This window comes from Stenotrophomonas sp. CCNWLW57 (assembly GCF_037203925.1).
Taxonomy (GTDB): Bacteria; Pseudomonadota; Gammaproteobacteria; order Xanthomonadales; family Xanthomonadaceae; genus Stenotrophomonas; species Stenotrophomonas rhizophila_A.
The window spans coordinates 131,616-151,675 of record NZ_JBBCBJ010000005.1 but is presented as its reverse complement, the minus strand read 5'-3'; the positions used below and the strand labels follow the sequence as shown (position 1 = coordinate 151,675).

Here is a 20,060-nt window from a genome sequence, read left to right as displayed (position 1 = left end):
TGTCGCTACCGAGGGATGGCGTCCCGGCTTGCCGGGACGCCACGGGCTTCAGCGGCCCTTTACGTGCTTGATCAGGCGCTTCTTCTTGGCAATCTGGCGTTCGCTCAGCACGTTCTTCTTGCCTTCGTACGGGTTGGCACCCTCGCGGAAGATGAACTGTACCGGCGTGCCGATCAGCTTGAAGCGCTTGCGGAAGAAGTTTTCCAGGTAGCGCTTGTACGACTCCGGCAGCTCCTTCAGGCGCGTGCCATGCACGATGAAGGTCGGCGGATTGGAGCCGCCCGGGTGCACGTAACGCAGCTTGGACACGTGACCACGGATCGCCGGCGGCGGGTTGGTCTCGTAGGCGATTTCCAGCGCCTTGTTGACTTCGCTGGTGCTGAACTCGTGGGTCGCCGAGGCATGCGCCTGGTGGATCGCACGGAACAGCTCGCGCAGGCCCGAGCCGTGCTTGGCCGAGATGCGCACCGTTTCAGCCCACGGCACGAAGCCGAGCTTGCGCGAGACCAGCGCTTCGGCCTGTTCGCGCTGGTAATCGGTCAGGCCATCCCACTTGTTGATCGCCACCACCAACGCGCGGCCCGCATCCAGCACCGCGCCCAGCACGGTAGCGTCCTGGTCGGTCACGCCTTCGCTGGCATCCAGCATCAGCACCGCCACCTGGCACTGCTCGATGGCCTGCAGGGTCTTGATGACGCTGAACTTTTCCACCACCTCTTCGACCCGGCCGCGGCGACGCAGGCCGGCGGTGTCGATCAGGCGGTATTCGCGGCCGTCACGCTCCAGGTCCACCGCGATCGAGTCGCGGGTGGTGCCGGGCACTTCCGAGGCGATCATCCGTTCTTCGCCGAGAATGCGGTTGACCAGGGTCGACTTGCCCACGTTGGGGCGGCCGACGAAGGCAATGCGCATCCGGTTCGGATCGTTGTCCATCTCCTCGCCGCTGCCCTCTTCGGGCAGGCGCTGGACCACTTCTTCAAGCAGGTCGTCCAGGCCCTGGCGGTGGGCCGCGGACACGGTCAGCATTTCGCTGAACCCGTAGCGGGCGAATTCCGCGCGCACGGTGTCTTCGTTGGTGCCGTCGATCTTGTTGATCAACAGCAGGGTCGGCCGCGACAGCTTGCGCAGCCACGACAGGATCTCGTCATCCAGCGCGGAGGTCCCGTCACGGGCATCCACCACGAACAGGATCAGATCGGCTTCGCCGGCGGCAGCACGTGCCTGGTCGGCGGTTGCGCCGGCCAGGCCTTCGTCATCCTCCGAGATACCGCCCGTGTCGACGACGAGGAAAGGGTTGTCCTCGTCCAGACGGCAAACACCATAGTTGCGGTCCCGGGTGACGCCGGGCTGGTCATGGACCAGGGCGTCACGGGTACGGGTCAGCGCATTGAAAATGGTGGACTTGCCGACGTTCGGCCGTCCAACCAGGGCGACCAAGGGCAGCATCGCGGTAACTCCTTATTGTGCCAACCGGAATGCGGTCAGCTTTCCATCAACGTTCTGCACCAGCAGAATCCCATCGGCGACCACCGGCTGCGCCAGCAGGGCATCGCCGCCACTCTTGGCGCGCGCGGCCAGTTCACCATTGTCTGTCCGCAACCAGTGCAGGTAACCCTTGTAGTCACCCACCACAACGTAATCGCCGTGGATGGCCGGCCCGGTCAGCGAGCGGCGGGCCAGGCCGGTCTGCGACCACATGGCACTGCCGCTGGCCTTGTCGAGGCCGAACACGCCGCCCTTGTTGTCGGTGACGATCACATTGCCCGAGGTCAGGGCCACGCCACCGGCGCCGCCATGGTCACGTGCCCACAGCGGGCGGCCGGTCGGGCCTTCGATCGCCATGGTCTGGTTCTTGAAGCTGCTCACGAACAGGGTGTTGCCTTCCAGCACCGGCGCGCCGTCCACGTCGGACATGCGCTCCAGTTCGGTGCGGCCTTCACCGTTGGAGACCATCTGGTCCCACACGGTACGGCCGTCCTGCATGCCCAGCGCGGCCACGCTGCCGTCATCGTTGCCGATGAACAGCACGCCCGGGCCGGCCACCACCGGCGCGTTGCCGCGCACGGTCAGCATGGGCAGCTCACGCGGGTTGAACCACTTCTGGGTGCCGTTGCCGGCATCGAAGGCGGTCACCCGGCCATCGTTGCTGCGCACGAACACGATGCCCTGGGCGATCGCCGGCGCGGCGATCACTTCGCCCGGCACCTTGGCGCGCCACTTTTCGCTGCCGTCGTTGGCGTCCAGCGCGATGACCTGGCCATCCAGCGTACCGATCACCACTAGGCCTTCGCCGACGCCCGGGCCACCGGACAGACGCAGCTTCGGCTGCTTCTTGACCTTGGCCGGCTCGTAGGTCCAGACCGTCTTGCCGGTCTGCAGGTCCAGCGCATGCACGCCGCCGGTGATCGCGGCCGCGTACACGCGGCCATCGGCCACGACCGGGCCCTGGCGCACGCCGATGCGCTTCTCGCCCTTGCCCAGGTTGGTGCTCCAGATCCGGTCGACCTTGGCGGTCGGCTCGAACTTGACCAGCTCTGCCGGTTCCAGCGCCTTCTTGGCCTCCGCGTCCTTGCCGGCGAACCAGCCCTTGACGGTGGTGCAGCCGGACAACGCCACGCCCATCAACACCAGGGTGGCTACGCGCTTGATCATGACCATCTGCTTCATTACACCGACTCCGCAGGCTCGGTGACGGTGCCACCGGCATCCATCACTTTGGTTTCCAGCACGCGCCGCTGGGGCGCTGCCACATCCAGCGTCTTGAGCGCCTTCTCATACTGCCCGCGGGCTTCGTCACGCTTGCCCAGCGCCATCAAGGCGTCGCCATGGATTTCCAGGCTCGCACTGTCGGTGGCACTGCCCAGCAGCGTGATGGCTTCATCGTTCTTGCCGGTGGCGATCAGCAGGCGCGCAATGCGCTGGTCGATCGCCGCCTTGTATTCCGGGTCGGCCTTGATGGCACGAAGGGTGGCCAGGGCCTCCTCGTTCTTGCCTGCATCGACCTGCGCCTTGGCCAGCTGCAGCGCTGCCAGGTCGCCGTAGACCTGGACCTTGCCGCCTTCCAGCGTCTTCACGCCCTTGGCCGCTTCGTCCAGCTTCTTGTCCTCCAGCTGCTTGAGCACCACCTGGTACTCACCGTGGGCACCCGCCAGGTGGCTGCCCTGTTCTTTCTGCCACCACTGCCAGCCGGCGATGCCGCCGATGGCAATCGCCACGCCGGCGATGATGCTGACACCATTCTTCCGCAGCCAGCTGCGGACGCGTTCACTTTGTTCGTGCTCGTCGAGCAGGTCGTCGATCGCCATGCGTACTCTCGCCCCTGCCCGTCAGGAGGGACTGTTTGAATTGGATTGTCGAAATGAATCGGGAAACGCGGCTCAGTGTGAAACCGGAGCCACGGAGCCGTCAGAGGATACCGTAAAGCGTGCCACGTTGGCTCGCTGGTAGGGCGAAAGGTCGATGATGGTGCCGGCCTGCTGAACCTCCACCGCCGACGCATTGCCGAGCACCATGCGGGCCACCTGGCCCGGGCTGAAGGCGCGGGTTTCACCTGATTTGATCAGGGCTTTCTCGACGGTGCTGCCGTCGGGCGCGACGATATCCACCCAGCTGTCGCCCTTGAACTGCAGGCTGAGCGCACCGGCCGGCGCCGGCGCCGGCGCGGCGGCCGTGGGACGGGGCACCGGGGTCAACGAGGCCAGGTAGGGGGCCGACGGCGCGGTTGACGGCGCAGGCGTCACCACGGGCGCCGCCTGGGCAGCCGGCGCGGTGCCCGCCACCGGTACGGCGGCGGGAATCACATCCAACGAAGCAGTATTGGGGGTAGTCGAGGCACTGTCGAAGTGGCCGCGGGTGGCGAACCACACCGGCACGGCCAGCACCGCGGTGATGCCGACATACAGGGCACGGCGGCCGAGGCTCTCGGCGATACGGCGGGCCCGCGGGGTATGGGTGTGGCTGACCAGCTGCGGCGGCACCACCGGCCCGATGTGGGCCTGGTCCAGCACATCGCCCAGGTCGACCTTGAGCAGGCGCGCATAGCTTTTGAGCTGGCCGCGGACGAACACCGGCGCACCCAGGCGGTCCCACTGCTCGGCTTCCAGTGACTTCACCACCTGCACCGGCATGCGCAACTGCTGCCCCACTGCTTCGAGCGTCAGTCCTGCCGCTTCCCGCGCCTGCCGGAGACGTGCTCCACAGCCGGCTGCGGTGTCAAAAGCGTTCACAGTCTGGTCATCAATCACAATGCTTCAACCCCGGGAATTAGGAGCCGCATCCTGCGGAAATTCGTCGCGAATTCGCTGCAGATAGCGACCGGATGCCACTGTGTCGCCAAGCTGCGCCTCGATTTGAGAGGCAAGTTGTAACACGGAACGTGTGGCCGGTGCAGCCGCGAGACGACGTTGCACGAAGGCCCGGGCCTCGAAAAAGCGGCCCTGGGCATGCTCGTTGCGGGCCATGGCCTCCAGCGCATAGGGGTTGGCCGGATCCAGCGCCAGGGCCCGGCGCAGGTCCCGCACGGCGCGCTCGGGCTGGCCGGCGTCAAGCGCACAGCCGCCTGCGTTGGCCAGGGCTGCGGCCGGCGTGCGGTAACCCGGCGCGGCAACGGCCCGGTCGAACAGTGGCAACGCTTCGGTGGCGCGGCCATGACCACATAACCACGCGCCATAGTTGTTGAGCACCTCGCCGCTGTCCGGCGCCAGCTCGGCCGCCTTCTGGAACAGCGGACCGGCAGCGGCATCGTCACCGCGCCGGTTGGCCAGCGCCGCCAGCATGATGTAGGCATCCGGCCGGCCCGCGTCGAGCTTGAGCGCGCTTCGGGCGCGCTTTTCGGAAGCATCCAGCGCTCCGGCGCGGAACGCCTCGGCCGACAATGTCATCTGGTCCTGGTAGCTGACCCGGCGACGGGTGTCAGCGTTGTCGCGCGCCACATACTCGGGCGCTACGCCCAGCGGGGCGGTCATGGGTTTGACGCCTTTGTTGCCACACCCGGCGAGTGCCAGCGCGACGAAAAAAACGGCTGGCAATCGGCGGTCAGGCAGCGGCATCCCGGTTTTTCCCGTCCTGGAGCGTCTTGTTGAACTCGGCCTGGCGGCGGGTACGATCCATCACCTGGCCCTTGAGCTGGCCACAGGCGGCATCGATGTCGTCGCCACGGGTCCGCCGCACCATCGTCAGCACCTGCTGGTCGAGCAGGATCTTCTGGAAGGCGCGGATCTCCGCATCACCGGAGCGCTCATAGCGGGTACCGGGGAACGGATTGAACGGAATCAGGTTGACCTTGCCCGAATGCGAGGCCTGTACGGCATTGTCGAACTGGCGCATCAGCCGCGCCAGCTGGCGGGCGTGCTCGGGCTGGTCGTTGATGCCCTTCATCAGGGTGTATTCGAAGGTGACCGATTCGCGGCGCTTGTTCGCACGCAGGTAGCGCGCGCACGAGGCCATCAGTTCCACGATCGGGTACTTCTTGTTGAGCGGCACCAGGGTCTCCCGCAGCGCATCGTTCGGCGCATGCAGCGACACCGCCAGCGACACATCGCTTTCGGCCGACAGGCGATCGATCTGCGGGACCAGGCCGGAGGTCGACAGGGTCACGCGCTTGTTGGCCAGGCCGTAGCCCAGGTCGTCGCGCATCACGCTCATGGCGCGCACGACGTTGTCAAAATTCATCAACGGCTCGCCCATGCCCATCATCACCACGTTGGTGAGGCGACGCTGCTTGTGCGGGATGTTGCCCAGGTGGCGCGCCGCCACCCACACCTGCCCGATGATCTCGGCGGTGGAGAGGTTGCGGTTGAAGCCCTGGGTGGCGGTGGAGCAGAACGTGCAGTTCAGTGCACAGCCCACCTGCGACGACACGCACAGCGTGCCGCGGTTCTTGTCCGGGATGTAGACCGCTTCGATCGCGTTCTTGCCATCGGTGCCCATGGCCAGCAGCCACTTGTGGGTACCGTCGGCCGACGGCTTGTCGAAGACGATGTTCGGCACGCGGACTTCGGCATGCTGCTGCAGCTTGCTGCGCAGCGCCTTGCCCAGGTCGGTCATCTGGTCGAAATCGGTGACGTAGTGGTGGTGGATCCACTTCATGACCTGGTGGGCACGGTAGCGCGCTTCGCCGAGTGTCTCGGCGAAGAAGCGCTCCAATCCCTCGCGATCGAGGTCGAGCAGGTTCTGCTTGGCCACCGGCGCGCCCTGGGCGAGCACGATGGGGATGGCGTTGGGCTGTACGACCTCGTTCACGGCATTACTCTCAGCGCGAGACCACTTCGGTCGCGGCGAAGAAGTACGCGATTTCAATCGCGGCATTCTCGACCGAGTCCGAGCCGTGGGCGGCATTGGCATCGATGGAATCGGCGAAGTCGGCGCGGATGGTGCCCGGCGCAGCGTCCTTCGGATTGGTGGCGCCCAGCAGGTCGCGGTGGGCCAGCACGGCGTTGTCGCCTTCCAGCGCCTGGATCATCACCGGGCCGGAGATCATGAACTCGACCAGCGCGTTGAAGAACGGACGCTCCTTGTGCACGGCGTAGAAGCCTTCGGCTTCACGGCGCGACAGCTGCTTGTACTTGGCAGCCACGACCTTCAGGCCAGCCTTTTCGAAGCGGGCGTAGATTTCACCGATGACGTTCTTGGCGACGGCGTCCGGCTTGATGATGGAAAGGGTGCGCTCCAGCGCCATGGGAATTCTCCGTTGGGCGGGCCACTGATCGGCCCGAGAGTAACATGAAAAAAACCCGCGTCGAAACGCGGGCTTAGCCTATATACGTGGCGTGATTCTACAACCTCTCGGTACGTCTTGCCACGCCCTGCGCGGGAACCTCGCGCTGGCGGCGACTGCCCGCCGTTCAGGTTGATGGGCATGAACGAGGACCAACATCTTGTGCGCCGCAGCATGCCACCGAGGATGCCGGGGTCTAATATCAAACAATCGTTTGATTGAACCCCTGCCCCGCCCATGGCCAAACCCGCCCACTTCTCCACCAAGGACCGCATTCTCGGCGCCGCCGAGGAGCTGTTCGCCCTGCACGGGTTCGCCGGGACGTCGCTGCGCCAGGTGACCAGCCAGGCCGATGTGAACATCGCTGCGGTGAATTACCACTTCGGATCCAAGGAAAACCTGGTCAACGAGGTGTTCCGCCGGCGCATGGACGAAATGACCGCCGCCCGGCTGTCGCAGCTGGACAGCGCCCGGCGCGACCACCCCGGGCAGCTGCGGCCGGTGCTGGCTGCGTTCGTCGAACCGGCGCTGGCCATGGCCCAGGACCGCCAGACCGGGGGCGCGTTCGTGCGTGTCATCGCCCGCGCGTACGCGGAAAAGAACGACAACCTGCGCAAGTTCCTCTCCGACCACTACGGCCACGTCCTGCGCGAGTTCGGCAAGGCGATCGCCGCCAGCGTGCCGGGCCTGAGCAAGGAAGAGCTGTATTGGCGACTTGACTTCCTGGCCGGCGCACTGACCTACGCCATGGCCGATTTCGGGCTGATCAAGCGACCCGCCGGTGTCACCGAAGCGGCGCATCGTGCCCATGCAGCCCAGGAACTCATCCATTTCGCCGAAGCCGGTTTCCGCGCCAGCGCGGCCACCGCCCCTGCGGCGGCGACCCTTGCCACCCCGTAACGCCGGGCCCCATATCACCCCCGTAGAGCCGGGCCCTGCCCGGCTTCCAGACCAACAAAGGCTTATCGACATGTCCAATTCCCTGCTAGTCCGCCGCGCCGCCGTGCTGGGTGCCGGCGTCATGGGTGCCCAGATCGCGGCCCACCTGACCAATGCCGGCGTCGACACCGTGCTGTTCGACCTTCCCGCCAAGGAAGGTCCTGCCGACGGCATCGTGCTCAAGGCCATCGCCAACCTGGGCAAGCTCAGCCCTGCCCCGCTCGCCAGCAAGTCCTACGCCGAAGCGATCACCCCGGCCAACTATGAAACCGGCCTGGAGCAGCTGCGCGACTGCGACCTGATCATCGAAGCCATCGCCGAACGGATGGACTGGAAGCAGGACCTGTACAAGAAGATCGCCCCGTTCGTGGCCGATCATGCCGTGCTGGCGTCCAACACCTCCGGCCTGGGCATCAACAAGCTCGCCGACGTGCTGCCCGAACAGCTGCGCCACCGCTTCTGCGGCGTGCATTTCTTCAACCCGCCGCGCTACATGCACCTGGCCGAGCTGATCCCGGCCACCACCACCGACGCCGCCGTGCTGGAAGGCCTGGAAAGCTTCCTGGTCACCACCCTGGGCAAGGGCGTGGTGTACGCCAAGGACACCCCGAACTTCATCGGCAACCGCATCGGCGTGTTCTCGATCCTGTCCACCATCTTCCACACCCAGCAGTTCGGCCTGGGCTTCGATGAAGTCGATGGCCTGACCGGCCCGCTGGTCGGCCGCCCGAAGTCGGCCACCTACCGCACCTCCGACGTGGTCGGCCTGGACACCATGGCCCATGTCATCAAGACCATGGGCGACACCCTGCCCAACGACCCGTGGCACCAGTACTTCGCCTCGCCGAAGTGGCTGGACGCGCTGATCGCCAAGGGTGCGCTGGGCCAGAAGACCGGCGCCGGCATCTTCCGCAAGGTTGGCAAGGACATCGTGGTGCTGGACCTGGAGAAGCAGGACTACCGCGCTGCCGATCGCACCGCCGCCCCGGAAGTGGTCGAGATCCTGAAGATCAGGAACCCGGCCGAGAAGTTCGCCAAGCTGCGCGAAAGCCAGCACCCGCAGGCGCAGTTCCTGTGGGCGACCTTCCGCGACCTGTTCCATTACAGCGCCTACCACCTGGCCGACATCGCCGAAACCGCGCGCGACGTCGACCTGGCCATCCGCTGGGGCTACGGCTGGTCGCTGGGCCCGTTCGAAACCTGGCAGGCCGCCGGCTGGAAGCAGGTCGCGCAGTGGATCGCCGATGACATCGTGGCTGGGAAGAGCATGAGCAACGCCCCGCTGCCGGACTGGGTGTTCGATGGCCGCGATGGCGTGCACGCCGCCGAAGGCAGCTACAGCCCGACCCGCAACGCCAAGCTGCCGCGTTCGGCGCTGCCGGTGTACCAGCGCCAGCGCTTCCCGGATCCGCTGCTGGGCGAAACCTTCAGCCCGGGCGAAACCGTGTTCGAGAACGACGGCGTGCGCATGTGGCACGACGGCGACGGCATCGCCGTGGTCAGCTTCAAGACCAAGATGAACACCGTGTCCGACCACGTGCTCAACGGCCTGCAGGAAGCCATCAAGCGCGCCGAGCAGGGCTTCAAGGGGCTGGTGATCTGGCAGCAGAAGGAACCCTTCTCCGCCGGTGCCGACCTGGCCGGCGCGCTCGGCCTGCTGCAGGCCGGCAAGGTCGACCAGTTCGAAGAAATGGTGCACAACTTCCAGCGCACCAGCCAGGCCATCAAGTACGCGCTGGTGCCGGTGGTGACCGCCGTGCGCGGTCTGGCCCTGGGCGGCGGCTGCGAGTTCCAGATGCACAGCGCCAAGAGCGTGGCCGCACTGGAAAGCTACATCGGCCTGGTCGAGGCCGGCGTCGGCCTGCTGCCGGCCGGTGGTGGCCTGAAGGAACTGGCGGTGCGCGCCTCCCAGGCCGCCGGCCCGGGCGGTGATGTGTTCGCCGAACTGAAGAAGACCTTCGAAACCGTGGCCATGGCCAAGGTCTCCAACTCCGCGGTCAACGCCAAGGAACTGGGCCTGATGCGCGCCACCGACAAGGTGGTGTTCAACAGCTTCGAAGCGCTGCACATCGCCAAGGCCGAAGTGCAGGCACTGGCCGAAGGCGGCTACCGTCCGCCGATGCCGGCCCGCCGCATCCAGGTGGCCGGTGACGTGGGTATCGCTACCTTCAAGATGATGCTCGTGAACATGCTCGAGGGCCGTTTCATCAGCCCGTACGACTACGAAATCGCCGTGCGTATTGCCACCGTGCTGTGTGGTGGCGAAGTGGACCGCGGCACGCTGGTGGACGAAGAGTGGCTGCTGACCCTGGAGCGCAAGCACTTCGTCGAACTGGCCCAGCAGGAAAAGACCCAGGCCCGCATCGCGCACATGCTGAAGACCGGCAAGCCGCTGCGCAACTGACCCATAAGAGACCACCACAATGACCAAGCAGATCCAGGACGCCTACATCGTCGCCGCCACCCGTACCCCGGTTGGCAAGGCGCCCAAGGGCGTGTTCCGCAATACCCGTCCCGACGACATGCTGGCCCACGTGCTCAAGTCCGTGGTCGCGCAGGCACCGGGCATCGACGTCAACCGCATCGATGACGCCATCATCGGCTGCGCCATGCCCGAAGCCGAGCAGGGCATGAACGTGGCGCGCATCGGCGTGCTGCTGGCCGGCCTGCCGGACACCATCGCCGCGCAGACCGTCAACCGCTTCTGCTCGTCCGGCCTGCAGGCCGTGGCGATGGCAGCCGACCAGATCCGGCTCGGCAACGCCGACCTGATGCTGGCCGGCGGCACCGAATCGATGTCGATGGTGCCGATGATGGGCAACAAGATCGCGATGGCGCCGAGCGTGTTCGACAACGACCACGTGGCCATCGCCTACGGCATGGGCATCACCGCCGAGAAGGTCGCCGAGGAATGGAAGGTTTCCCGCGAAGAGCAGGATGCGTTCGCCCTGGCCTCGCACCAGAAGGCCATCGCCGCGATCCAGAACGGCGACTTCAAGGATGAGATCAGCCCGTACGACGTGCGCACCCGCCAGCCGGACCTGGCCGACGGACGCCGCATCATCACCCGCGACCGCATCGTCGACACCGACGAAGGCCCGCGCCTGGACTCGTCCGCCGAAGGCCTGGCCAAGCTGCGCCCGGTGTTCCGCAACGGCCAGTTCGGCGGCACGGTGACCGCCGGCAACTCCTCGCAGATGAGCGACGGCGCCGGTGCGGTGCTGCTGGCATCGGAACAGGCGGTCAAGGACTACGGCCTGAAGCCGCTGGCCCGCTTCGTGAGTTTCTCGGTCGCCGGTGTGCGCCCGGAAGTGATGGGCATCGGCCCGATCGCGGCCATTCCCAAGGCGCTCAAGCAGGCTGGCCTGACCCAGGACCAGCTGGACTGGATCGAGCTCAATGAAGCGTTCGCCGCGCAGTCGCTGGCGGTGATCCGTGATTGCGGGCTGGACCCGTCCAAGGTCAACCCGCTGGGCGGCGCGATCGCGCTGGGCCACCCGCTGGGCGCCACCGGTGCGATCCGGACCGCCACGCTGCTGCATGGCCTGCGCCGTCGCCAGCAGAAGTACGGCATGGTCACCATGTGCATCGGCACCGGCATGGGCGCAGCGGGTATTTTCGAATCGCTGTGATCCGGGATCCAGGTACCGACCAACGGTCGGTACCTGCCGGCCGCAAGAGATGGCCGCCTGCCGTTGGCAGGCGGGCGGAGAAGCAAAAAGGCGACCCGTCCGGGTCGCCTTTTTCATGCGCGTGCATGGGACGCGGGGCTTACCCCTCGTCTTCTTCCAGCATCTGCGCCAGCTTCTCGCGCGCCGGCTTGCCCAGCTTGTGGCTTTCCAGCGCGAAGCGGATGGTGGCTTCCACCAGCCCGAGGTGGGTGCCGCAGTCGAACCGGGTACCTTCGAAGCGGTACGCGTTGACCTCTTCGGTTTTCAGCAGGTCGGCAATGGCGTCGGTCAGCTGGATCTCACCGCCCGCGCCCTTGCCGGTGGCTTCAAGCAGTTCGAAGATCTTGGGGCTGAGCACGTAGCGGCCAACCACGGCCAGATCGCTCGGCGCGTCTTCCGGCTTGGGCTTTTCCACGATCTGCGCGATGCGCCCCTTGCGGCCGTCGAAGGCCTCGGTCGCCACGATGCCGTAGCTGGCCGTGTTCTCGTGGGGCACGTCTTCCACCGCGATCACGCTGGCGCCCGTGGCCTGGTTGAGATCGGCCATCTGCTTGAGGGCGCCGTCGCCGCGGTTCCAGATCAGGTCATCAGGCAGCAGCACCGCGAAGGGCTCGTCGCCCACCACGGATTTGGCACACAGCACCGCATGGCCCAGGCCCAGCGCTTCGGTCTGGGTCACGAACACCGCGCGCACGCCTTCCGGCAGCACGTTGCGCACCAGTTCAAGCAGCTCGGTCTTGCCGGCGCGCTCGAGCTTCTGCTCCAGCTCGTACGCCTTGTCGAAATAGTCCGCGACCGCGTGCTTGTAACGATTGGTGACGAAGATCAGGGTGTCGCACCCTGCTTCGATCGCCTCATCGACGGCGTACTGGATCAACGGCCGGTCGATGATCGGCAGCATTTCCTTGGGAACCGTCTTGGTTGCGGGAAGGAACCGGGTGCCCAGCCCCGCCACCGGGAAAACCGCCTTGCGAATGCGCTTGTTCGTCACAGCCTGTTGGCCTCTCGTGCCGGAAAGGGAAGCACCTTAGCCGACTCGACGTGAGATTCGTGTTGCAACGGCGCAAATTCCGGCATGGTCGCGAACAGGATACTGTTGATCGCATCGGTATCGTAGTTGGCGATGGCCTCGCGCAGCCGCGGCACGTTGCCCAGCACCTGCTCGCGGGCGAAGGTGCGCACACCGGCCTCGAGGATCTTGGGATGCGCGGTCGGGCGGTAGTCCTCGTCCGAATAGAACAGGGTCTCGTGCAGCTTTTCGCCGGGACGAAGGCCGGTGTAGATGATGGCGATGTCCTTGTACGGCTGCTTGCCGGCCAGGCGGATCATCTGCTCGGCCAGCACCCGGATCGGCACCGGTTCGCCCATGTCGAGCGTATAGATCGCGCCGTGCGAGGCTGATGCCGCCGCCTGCAGGATCAGCTGGCAGGCTTCGGGAATCGTCATGAAGTAACGGGTTACTTCCGGGTCGGTGACCGTGACCGGGCCGCCCTTGAGGATCTGCTCGCGGAACACCGGCACCACGCTGCCCGCCGAGGCGAGCACGTTGCCGAAGCGCACGGTGACGAAGCGGGTATGGCTGGTCTTCTGGTCCAGGCTCTGGCAGATCATCTCGGCGTAGCGCTTGCTGGCACCCAGGGCGTTGACCGGGTCAACCGCCTTGTCGGTGGAGATGAACACGAAATGTTCGATCCGCGCTTCCACGCAGGCCCGGGCCACCGTTTCGGTGGACAGGATGTTGTTGCGCACCGCTTCGCGCAGCTGCCGTTCCAGCACGGGCACCTGCTTGTAGGCCGCCGCATGGAACACGGCATCCACCTGCGACAGTGACAAGGCGTGGCGGATCACCGCCGGGTCGCCACAGTCGCCCAGTACCGCCTCCACGACCAGGTCGGGGAAGCTGCGCTTGAGTTCGGCCTCGATGGTGAGCAGCAGCAGCTCGCTCATTTCAAGCAGTACGACCCGCCCTGCCCCGTGGCGCGCGCACTGGCGGCACAGTTCCGAGCCGATCGAACCACCGGCGCCGGTCACCAGCACGGTGCGCCCGCCCAGCCAGCCGCGGATCAGCGACCAGTCCGGCAGGATCGGCTTGCGCCCCAGCAGGTCCTCGATCGCCACTTCCTTCAGCTCACCGGGCAGCGAATGGCCCAGCAGCACGTCGTTGAGCTTGGGCACCATGCGGAACGGCACCCCGGTGCTTTCGCAGATGGCCACCACCCGCTGCATGCCGGCGGCATCCAGCGACGGAATGGCGATCACCAGCAGCCTGGCCGCGGTTTCGCGTACCACCGAGGCGGCATCGTCCAGCGTGCCCAGGATAGGCAGGCCCTGAAGCTTCGCACCCTGCAGGTGCGGCGCGTCGTCGAGCAGGCCAACCGGTTCGAAATCTCCCGACCGGCGAAGGTCGCGGACCAGCGCTTCGGCAGCCTGGCCGGCGCCCAGGATGAGCACCCGGCGCGCGGTCGCATCCGACTGCAGCGCCTGGTAGTCCTTCCATGCCCGGTACAGCAGGCGGGGCGCGCCCAGCAGGGCCGACAGCGCGAAGGGATAGATCACCAGCACCGACATCGGCACGCCATTGAAGCGCTTGTAAGCCAGCACCACCACGATGGCCAGCAACCCGATGAAGCTGGATTTGAAGATGTGCAGCAGGTCGGCCACGCTGGCGAACCGCCACAGCCCGCGGTACAGGCCCACGCGCCAGAAGACGATGGCCTGGATCACCAGCACCAGCGAGGTATCGATGTTCCACAGCGGCAACGAGGGCGCATCGGCCAGCATCGAATAGCGGCCGGCATGCAGCAACTGCCAGCACGCCCAGACCATGAACAGGTCGTGGGCCACGATGGCGGCACGGGGAAGCAGACTCGTGAAACGGTCCTGCCAAGGCGTCATAAAGCGGGCAATCCTTCTAGTAGCGCATTCCCTTGCGCAGGAGCAGCCAAAGACCGGTCGCGAAGAATATCCACGCTACGGCCACGGCAGCCTCCCACCTCGGCTGCAAATACGTGCAAGCATTAAACACTGTAATACTGAACAGACCAAAAACAAAGTACGTCCCTGTAACCGAAGTGTGCGTTGCACCACTTTTGACGGCACGTTGATACAGATGTTGGGTGTGGGGCTCCATCCATCTTTGCCCCGACAGCATGCGCGAAAGCAGTGTGAAGCCAGCGTCCACGAGGAACGCCGTCAGCGGCACCAGCAGCAGCAGCCACGAGATGTCGGTTGCCACGCTGGCCAGGCAGACCAGGGCTGCGACGGCATAACCTAACGCCCCGCTGCCCACATCGCCCATGAAGATCCTTGCATTCGGAAAATTGAACGGCAGGAAACCCAGGCAGGCCAGTGCCAGGACAATCCCGGCCAACGCCAGCGGACCCGGCAGGACAAGCGCGAACGCGGCGCCGGCCAGAATGGCCTGGCTGGTCGCGATCCCGTTGATCCCATCCATGAAGTTCCAGATGTTGATCAGGGATGTCGTAAACAGCAGCGCCAGCAGCGCCTGCCAAGGGTTGCCCGTTGCATCCCACACCAGACCTGCCAGCAGGCCGGCAGCCAGCAGATGGACCAGCAACCGGCGCACCGCCGGCAGCGGCCGGTGGTCGTCCCACCAGCCGATCCCAGCCACCAGCACCAGGCCCAGCCCCGACACCAGCAACAGCGTCCGGGCGCCCGGCCAGATGACCGCCGCCGCGGCCAGCGCCAGCAGCAGGGTCACCACGATGGCAATGCCGCCCCCGCGTGGGGTCGCCACGACATGGCTGCGGCGTTCCCCGGGCTGGTCGAACAGCTTGCGCCGCAGCGCGTACCGGCGGGCGCACCAGGTGAGCACCGCCGCCACTGCCAGCACGGCCGGCAGCCCCATCCACCACCCTGCCGGCATGGCTCAGAGCACCGCGTAGTTCAACAGCGGCTTGACCGTACCCCACTCCTTGCAGCTGGGGCATTGCCAGTGGTGGGTGCGCGCACCGAAGCCACAGCGCGTGCAGCGATAGGCCGGATTGCGGACCAGCAGCTGGTCGGTGATGTGCTTGAGGTCATGCAGGGTGGCGGTGGAGTCGGCGCCTTCGGCCAGGGTCAGGTCGATCAATGCCGACTCGCCGCGTACCGACGGGCGATCCTTCAGCTGCCGGCCCAGGTAGGCGCGCGCCGGGGCCACGCCCTCCTGCTCTTCCATCAGCTGGGTCAGGGCCAGTACCGGGGCGATGCCGCGATAGTGCTCGGTCATTTCCGACAGGAACGCGCGCGCGCCGCCCAGATCGCCGACCTTGCGGTAGTTCTGCATCAACGGCTGCAGCACCTCGGGCAGGTATTCTGGATCGTTGCGGGCGGCCCGCTCGAACGCGCGCACGGCGGCTTCGGCATTGCCGGCATCGGTTTCCAGGCGTCCTTCAATGATGCCGGCACGCACCGACATCGCATCGGCCTGGTAGGCACGGGCAATGGCCGCGCGGGCTTCATCGATCTTGCCGGCGCCACGGAAGCGTTCGGCCAGCTCACACTCGAACTGCCCCACCAGCTTGCCCATCGGCTCGCCGGTGACTTCTTCGTAACGGGTGGCGTTGTCGATCGCCTTTTCCCAGTCGCGCTCGGCCTGGTAGATGCCGATCAGGTGCTTGAGCGCCTGCGGGGCGCGCTGGTCGATCTGGGCCAGTTCGGTAAAGACGGTTTCGGCACGGTCGAGCAGGCCGGACTTCATGTAGTCCTCGCCGAGCGCCAGCAGGGCCTGGACGCGCTGTGCGTCGCTGAGGTCGGTCCGGTTGACCAGCCCCTGGTGCAGGCGGATGGCGCGATCAACCTCGCCCCGGCGGCGGAACAGGTGGCCCAGCGCGACCTGGGTCTCGAAGGTTTCCTTGTCCAGCTCGGCAATGTGCAGGAACAGTTCGATGGCCTTGTCGGGCTGCTCGTTGAGCAGGTAGTTCAAGCCACGGAAGTAGGTGCTGGACAGGTGGCTGACCTGGTTGTCGCCATGGCGCTGGCCACCGCGACGGCCGATCACCCAGCCCGACAGTGCTGCCAGCGGCAGGAACAGGAAAAACCAGAACCACTCGGATACAAATTCCATCGGCGCTCAACGTCCGTCGAAAGGTGAAGAAGAAGACGCCACGGGGGCGGCGGCCGGAGCCGCTTTCTGCGCTTTGCGCAGTCGGGAATACAACGGGATCACGACGCCGACCAGGACCAGCCCGGCACCGATGATCGCACCGGTCAACAGGGCCACGGTAATGGCCAGGCCGGTGCTGGAATGGATGGCAGTGAACCCCAGGTTGAGGGTCATGTCCTGCGAATTGAGGGCACCGATGACGAGCCCGGCCACCAGCACGGCGAGCAGGATCAACAGACGTGCGACTTTCATTGTGGCAGCTCCCATTCCCTTTGAGGTAGAGAGTAGCGGACTAACCGTCCGCTCTACTAGGCCGGATCGCTTTCCAGCGGTACCACGGCGCTTACGCGCTCACGGAGTTCCTTGCCCGGCTTGAAATGCGGGACATGCTTGCCCGGCAGTGCGACCGATTCCCCGGTCTTGGGGTTGCGCCCCAGCCGCGGCGGCCGGTAGTGCAACGAAAAACTGCCGAACCCGCGGATCTCGATGCGATCCCCGCCGGCCAGCGCCCCGCCCATCATTTCCAGCAACGACTTCACCGCCAGATCGACATCGTCCGACTTCAGATGCGCCTGTCGGCGCGCCAGGATTTCGATCAACTCGGATTTGGTCATTGCGGACTCGCGTCGAGGGTCTCAAACCCTGAAACGGCCCGGACAATTGTCCGGGCCGTCCAGGAAACTACTGCTACGGGTAAGGCCGATTACTCGGACTTGTTGCCGTTCAGCTGTGCACGCAGCAGCGCGCCGAGCTGGGTGGTGCCGCTGGAAGCCGAAGAGGACTGGTATTCCTCCAGCACTTCGCGCATTTCCGCGTCGTCCTTGGCCTTGATCGACAGCTGCAGGGTACGACCCTTGCGATCCATGCCCACGAACTTCGCTTCAACCTTGTCGCCGACCTTCAGGAACTGGGTCGCGTCGTCGACGCGCTCGTTGGCAACGTCACGCGCAGCGACGTAGCCTTCGATGCCGTCAGCCAGTTCGATGGTAGCGCCCTTGGCGTCCACTTCCTTGACCACGCCTTCGACCTTCGAACCCTTCGGGTTGGCAGCCATGTACTGACCGAACGGATCCTGCTCCAGCTGCTTGACGCCCAGGCTGATGCGCTCGCGCTCCGGATCGACGGCCAGGACGACGGCGTCCAGGTTGTCGCCCTTCTTGAAGTTGCGGACCACGTCTTCGCCGGTGGTGTTCCAGCTGATGTCGGACAGGTGCACCAGGCCGTCGATACCGCCGTCCAGGCCGATGAAGATGCCGAAGTCGGTGATCGACTTGATCTGGCCCGACACCTTGTCGCCCTTCTTGTGGATGGCAGCGAAGGTTTCCCACGGATTGGCGGCAACCTGCTTCATGCCCAGCGAGATGCGGCGACGCTCCTCGTCGACGTCCAGGACCATGACTTCAACTTCGTCACCGACCTGCACAACCTTGGACGGGTTGACGTTCTTGTTGGTCCAATCCATCTCGGAGACGTGCACCAGGCCTTCGACGCCCGGCTCGATCTCGACGAACGCGCCGTAATCGGTGACGTTGGAGACCTTGCCGAACACGCGGCTGTTGGCCGGGTAACGACGGGCGATGTTGTCCCACGGATCCTCGCCCAGCTGCTTCAGGCCGAGCGAAACGCGGTTGCGCTCGCGGTCGAACTTCAGCACGCGCACGTCCAGCTCGTCGCCGACGTTGACGACTTCGGACGGATGGCGCACGCGCTTCCAGGCCATGTCGGTGATGTGCAGCAGGCCGTCGATGCCACCCAGGTCCACGAACGCGCCGTAATCGGTCAGGTTCTTGACGACACCCTTCAGGATCGCGCCTTCCTGCAGCTTGTCCATCAGCTGCTCGCGCTCTTCCGAGTGCTCGCTTTCGACGACAGCGCGGCGCGAGACCACGACGTTGTTACGCTTGCGGTCAAGCTTGATGAGCTTGAATTCCAGCTCCTTGCCTTCCAGGTAGGCCGGGTCGCGCACCGGGCGCACATCCACCAGCGAACCGGGCAGGAACGCGCGGACATCCTTGATGTCCACGGTGAAACCACCCTTGACCTTGCCGCTGATGCGGCCGGTGATGGTTTCGTTCTTTTCCAGGGCTTCTTCCAGCTCGTCCCACACCATGGCGCGCTTGGCTTTCTCGCGCGACAGGACGGTTTCACCGAAGCCGTTCTCGATCGAGTCGAGGGCGACCTTGACGACATCGCCTTCGGCGACGTCGATTTCGCCGGCGTCGTTACGGAACTGTTCGATCGGCACGATGCCTTCGGACTTCAGGCCGGCGTTGATCACCACGACGTCGCCGCGGACTTCAACGACAACACCGCTGACGATGGCGCCCGGCTTCAGCTTGGCCAGATTGGCCTGGCTGGCTTCAAACAGTTCGGCAAATGATTCGGTCATTAGATTTACTCTGTTGGACACATGGGCATTGGTCCCCGCGAGGGTTCCGTTTACTGCCCGCCTGTTGGTCGACCCCGGAAACGCAGGTCGTGTGTGAAGTAGGAAAACCGCCACGCATCATTGCGGGACGGAGCTTTTACTGCATTGCATTGGTGCGACTACCGCCGATGGATTGGCGGCCTCCTTGCCACGGATCAGGCACCCGAAACCGGAAGCAGATCCAGTACCTTGACAACGACTTCGTCGATGCCGATACCACTGGTGTCGATGACGACGGCATCGTCTGCCGGCTTCAGGGGCGCCACTGTGCGCTGTGCATCACGGGCGTCGCGGGCCATGATCTCGCGCAGGAGGTCATCAAAGTTAACAGAAACCCCCTTGTCTTTCAACTGGTTATGCCGGCGCTCGGCGCGCTCCTCGGCACTGGCCGTAAGGAAGACCTTGAATGGGGCGTCGGGGAAGATGACGGTCCCCATGTCCCGCCCGTCGGCCACCAGGCCGGGGAGAACCCTGAATGCGCGTTGACGCTCTTTAAGCGCGGCGCGGACCTCGGGAATGGCGGCAATGGCCGAGGCCAGGGCCCCCGTGGTTTCCAGCCGCAGCTCGTCGGTGGCGTCGGTCTCATTGACGATGACACGCAGGCTGCCATCGTCGGCCTCGACGAAGCGGACATGGGTGTCGAAGGTGCAGCGGACCAGCGCCGAGGCGTCGGAGGTGTCGATATCGGCCCAGCTGGCAGCCACGCCCACGGCGCGATAGAGGGCGCCCGAATCCAGGTAATGCCAGCCCAGCCGGCGTGCGACAATGCGACTGACGGTTCCCTTGCCGGCCCCGGACGGGCCGTCGATGGTGAGCACGGGAGAAGGCTGGTTCATGGGGTTCCCTGTGGATTTGACCCCCCATTCTAGCCCCTGCCCGGCCCCGTCCAAGACATTTTTAGTGCAAGCACTTGAAAGGATGGAAAAAAGCCCGGTAGAATGGCGGGCTTGAACGGGCGTCACCTGCCGATTGTCATCTGCATATCGCGGCCGCGCTCCAACCGAATCCACGTTTACGCCGAGGTATGCAATGAAAGTCCTGTCTTCCCTGAAGTCGGCCAAGTCCCGTCACCGTGACTGCAAGGTCGTCCGTCGTCGCGGCAAGATCTTCGTGATCTGCAAGTCGAACCCGCGTTTCAAGGCTCGCCAGCGCTGAGCCTGGGCCGTCGCGGCCACCGGTCGCGACCTGCCTGAATAAAAA

General features: G+C 65.4%; 19 protein-coding genes. 4 read left to right on the top strand and 15 right to left on the bottom strand.

Going from position 1 to position 20,060, the window contains the following annotated elements; translation table 11 throughout:
* Positions 1-48: 48 nt before the first annotated feature.
* From der to ndk, 7 genes are all read right to left on the bottom strand, one after another.
* Complete coding sequence (gene der, locus V9K91_RS13445) at positions 49-1,446, bottom strand: ribosome biogenesis GTPase Der (protein ID WP_068851324.1); 1,398 nt, start codon at positions 1,444-1,446, stop codon at positions 49-51.
* 12 nt (positions 1,447-1,458) lie between these two features.
* Positions 1,459-2,667, bottom strand: coding sequence for an outer membrane protein assembly factor BamB (gene bamB / locus V9K91_RS13440; RefSeq protein WP_095364619.1), 1,209 nt, complete (start codon positions 2,665-2,667; stop codon positions 1,459-1,461).
* The gene (locus V9K91_RS13435) at positions 2,667-3,305 is read right to left on the bottom strand and encodes a tetratricopeptide repeat protein (protein ID WP_068851318.1); all 639 of its coding nucleotides are present in this window, start codon (positions 3,303-3,305) and stop codon (positions 2,667-2,669) included. Before V9K91_RS13435 ends, bamB begins: the two co-directional genes overlap by 1 nt.
* A gap of 72 nt (positions 3,306-3,377) precedes the next feature.
* Complete coding sequence (locus tag V9K91_RS13430) at positions 3,378-4,244, bottom strand: RodZ domain-containing protein (protein ID WP_095364620.1); 867 nt, start codon at positions 4,242-4,244, stop codon at positions 3,378-3,380.
* A gap of 6 nt (positions 4,245-4,250) precedes the next feature.
* The gene (locus tag V9K91_RS13425; protein WP_068851312.1) at positions 4,251-5,048 is read right to left on the bottom strand and encodes a tetratricopeptide repeat protein; all 798 of its coding nucleotides are present in this window, start codon (positions 5,046-5,048) and stop codon (positions 4,251-4,253) included.
* On the bottom strand, positions 5,035-6,240 hold the full coding sequence (gene rlmN, locus V9K91_RS13420; RefSeq protein WP_093534407.1) for a 23S rRNA (adenine(2503)-C(2))-methyltransferase RlmN: 1,206 nt from the start codon (positions 6,238-6,240) through the stop codon (positions 5,035-5,037). Before rlmN ends, V9K91_RS13425 begins: the two co-directional genes overlap by 14 nt.
* A 10-nt stretch (positions 6,241-6,250) precedes the next feature.
* Positions 6,251-6,676, bottom strand: coding sequence for a nucleoside-diphosphate kinase (ndk, locus tag V9K91_RS13415; protein WP_068851305.1), 426 nt, complete (start codon positions 6,674-6,676; stop codon positions 6,251-6,253).
* Between the two features lie 276 nt (positions 6,677-6,952).
* Here ndk and V9K91_RS13410 point away from each other — a divergent pair, with 276 nt between their 5' ends.
* The 3 genes from V9K91_RS13410 to V9K91_RS13400 all read left to right on the top strand — a co-directional run bounded on the left by V9K91_RS13410 (position 6,953) and on the right by V9K91_RS13400 (position 11,286).
* On the top strand, positions 6,953-7,615 hold the full coding sequence (locus tag V9K91_RS13410) for a TetR family transcriptional regulator (protein ID WP_093534404.1): 663 nt from the start codon (positions 6,953-6,955) through the stop codon (positions 7,613-7,615).
* Positions 7,616-7,685: 70 nt separating this feature from the next.
* On the top strand, positions 7,686-10,058 hold the full coding sequence (locus V9K91_RS13405; protein WP_095364621.1) for a 3-hydroxyacyl-CoA dehydrogenase/enoyl-CoA hydratase family protein: 2,373 nt from the start codon (positions 7,686-7,688) through the stop codon (positions 10,056-10,058).
* 19 nt (positions 10,059-10,077) lie between these two features.
* On the top strand, positions 10,078-11,286 hold the full coding sequence (locus tag V9K91_RS13400; protein ID WP_068851296.1) for an acetyl-CoA C-acyltransferase: 1,209 nt from the start codon (positions 10,078-10,080) through the stop codon (positions 11,284-11,286).
* A 139-nt stretch (positions 11,287-11,425) separates the two neighbouring features.
* On the opposite strand, the gene galU is transcribed toward V9K91_RS13400, so the two are convergent.
* From galU to cmk, 8 genes are all read right to left on the bottom strand, one after another.
* Positions 11,426-12,316: a UTP--glucose-1-phosphate uridylyltransferase GalU gene (galU, locus tag V9K91_RS13395; protein WP_068851293.1), complete on the bottom strand. Its 891-nt coding sequence runs from the start codon at positions 12,314-12,316 to the stop codon at positions 11,426-11,428.
* Positions 12,313-14,220 carry a nucleoside-diphosphate sugar epimerase/dehydratase gene (locus V9K91_RS13390; protein WP_176472705.1) on the bottom strand — a complete coding sequence of 636 codons (1,908 nt, stop codon included), beginning with the start codon at positions 14,218-14,220 and terminating at the stop codon, positions 12,313-12,315. Before V9K91_RS13390 ends, galU begins: the two co-directional genes overlap by 4 nt.
* Before the next feature lie 16 nt (positions 14,221-14,236).
* Complete coding sequence (locus V9K91_RS13385; RefSeq protein ID WP_210132336.1) at positions 14,237-15,211, bottom strand: glycosyltransferase family 4 protein; 975 nt, start codon at positions 15,209-15,211, stop codon at positions 14,237-14,239.
* Between the two features lie 3 nt (positions 15,212-15,214).
* Positions 15,215-16,393, bottom strand: coding sequence for a lipopolysaccharide assembly protein LapB (gene lapB / locus V9K91_RS13380; RefSeq protein ID WP_068851284.1), 1,179 nt, complete (start codon positions 16,391-16,393; stop codon positions 15,215-15,217).
* 6 nt (positions 16,394-16,399) lie between these two features.
* Positions 16,400-16,684, bottom strand: a complete 285-nt coding sequence (locus V9K91_RS13375) for a LapA family protein (RefSeq protein ID WP_068851282.1) — start codon at positions 16,682-16,684, stop codon at positions 16,400-16,402.
* A 56-nt stretch (positions 16,685-16,740) separates the two neighbouring features.
* On the bottom strand, positions 16,741-17,046 hold the full coding sequence (locus V9K91_RS13370) for an integration host factor subunit beta (RefSeq protein ID WP_017355596.1): 306 nt from the start codon (positions 17,044-17,046) through the stop codon (positions 16,741-16,743).
* Positions 17,047-17,135: 89 nt separating this feature from the next.
* The gene (rpsA, locus tag V9K91_RS13365) at positions 17,136-18,821 is read right to left on the bottom strand and encodes a 30S ribosomal protein S1 (protein WP_068851279.1); all 1,686 of its coding nucleotides are present in this window, start codon (positions 18,819-18,821) and stop codon (positions 17,136-17,138) included.
* A 194-nt stretch (positions 18,822-19,015) separates the two neighbouring features.
* On the bottom strand, positions 19,016-19,696 hold the full coding sequence (cmk, locus tag V9K91_RS13360) for a (d)CMP kinase (RefSeq protein WP_095364622.1): 681 nt from the start codon (positions 19,694-19,696) through the stop codon (positions 19,016-19,018).
* A gap of 193 nt (positions 19,697-19,889) precedes the next feature.
* Between cmk and ykgO the strand changes: the two genes are divergently transcribed.
* Entirely contained in the window at positions 19,890-20,015 is a 126-nt protein-coding gene (ykgO, locus tag V9K91_RS13355; RefSeq protein ID WP_017355593.1) for a type B 50S ribosomal protein L36, read from the top strand.
* Positions 20,016-20,060: the final 45 nt, after the last annotated feature.

Bases quoted from the DNA above. Each gene is read 5' to 3' on its own strand.
- der (WP_068851324.1), bottom strand. From the start codon at position 1,446: ATGCTGCCCTTGGTCGCCCTGGTTGGACGGCCGAACGTCGGCAAGTCC.
- bamB (WP_095364619.1), bottom strand. From the start codon at position 2,667: ATGAAGCAGATGGTCATGATCAAGCGCGTAGCCACCCTGGTGTTGATG.
- V9K91_RS13435 (WP_068851318.1), bottom strand. From the start codon at position 3,305: ATGGCGATCGACGACCTGCTCGACGAGCACGAACAAAGTGAACGCGTC.
- V9K91_RS13425 (WP_068851312.1), bottom strand. From the start codon at position 5,048: ATGCCGCTGCCTGACCGCCGATTGCCAGCCGTTTTTTTCGTCGCGCTG.
- ndk (WP_068851305.1), bottom strand. From the start codon at position 6,676: ATGGCGCTGGAGCGCACCCTTTCCATCATCAAGCCGGACGCCGTCGCC.
- V9K91_RS13410 (WP_093534404.1), top strand. From the start codon at position 6,953: ATGGCCAAACCCGCCCACTTCTCCACCAAGGACCGCATTCTCGGCGCC.
- V9K91_RS13405 (WP_095364621.1), top strand. From the start codon at position 7,686: ATGTCCAATTCCCTGCTAGTCCGCCGCGCCGCCGTGCTGGGTGCCGGC.
- V9K91_RS13400 (WP_068851296.1), top strand. From the start codon at position 10,078: ATGACCAAGCAGATCCAGGACGCCTACATCGTCGCCGCCACCCGTACC.
- V9K91_RS13390 (WP_176472705.1), bottom strand. From the start codon at position 14,220: ATGACGCCTTGGCAGGACCGTTTCACGAGTCTGCTTCCCCGTGCCGCC.
- V9K91_RS13385 (WP_210132336.1), bottom strand. From the start codon at position 15,211: ATGCCGGCAGGGTGGTGGATGGGGCTGCCGGCCGTGCTGGCAGTGGCG.
- lapB (WP_068851284.1), bottom strand. From the start codon at position 16,393: ATGGAATTTGTATCCGAGTGGTTCTGGTTTTTCCTGTTCCTGCCGCTG.
- V9K91_RS13375 (WP_068851282.1), bottom strand. From the start codon at position 16,684: ATGAAAGTCGCACGTCTGTTGATCCTGCTCGCCGTGCTGGTGGCCGGG.
- V9K91_RS13370 (WP_017355596.1), bottom strand. From the start codon at position 17,046: ATGACCAAATCCGAGTTGATCGAAATCCTGGCGCGCCGACAGGCGCAT.
- rpsA (WP_068851279.1), bottom strand. From the start codon at position 18,821: ATGACCGAATCATTTGCCGAACTGTTTGAAGCCAGCCAGGCCAATCTG.
- cmk (WP_095364622.1), bottom strand. From the start codon at position 19,696: ATGAACCAGCCTTCTCCCGTGCTCACCATCGACGGCCCGTCCGGGGCC.
- ykgO (WP_017355593.1), top strand. From the start codon at position 19,890: ATGAAAGTCCTGTCTTCCCTGAAGTCGGCCAAGTCCCGTCACCGTGAC.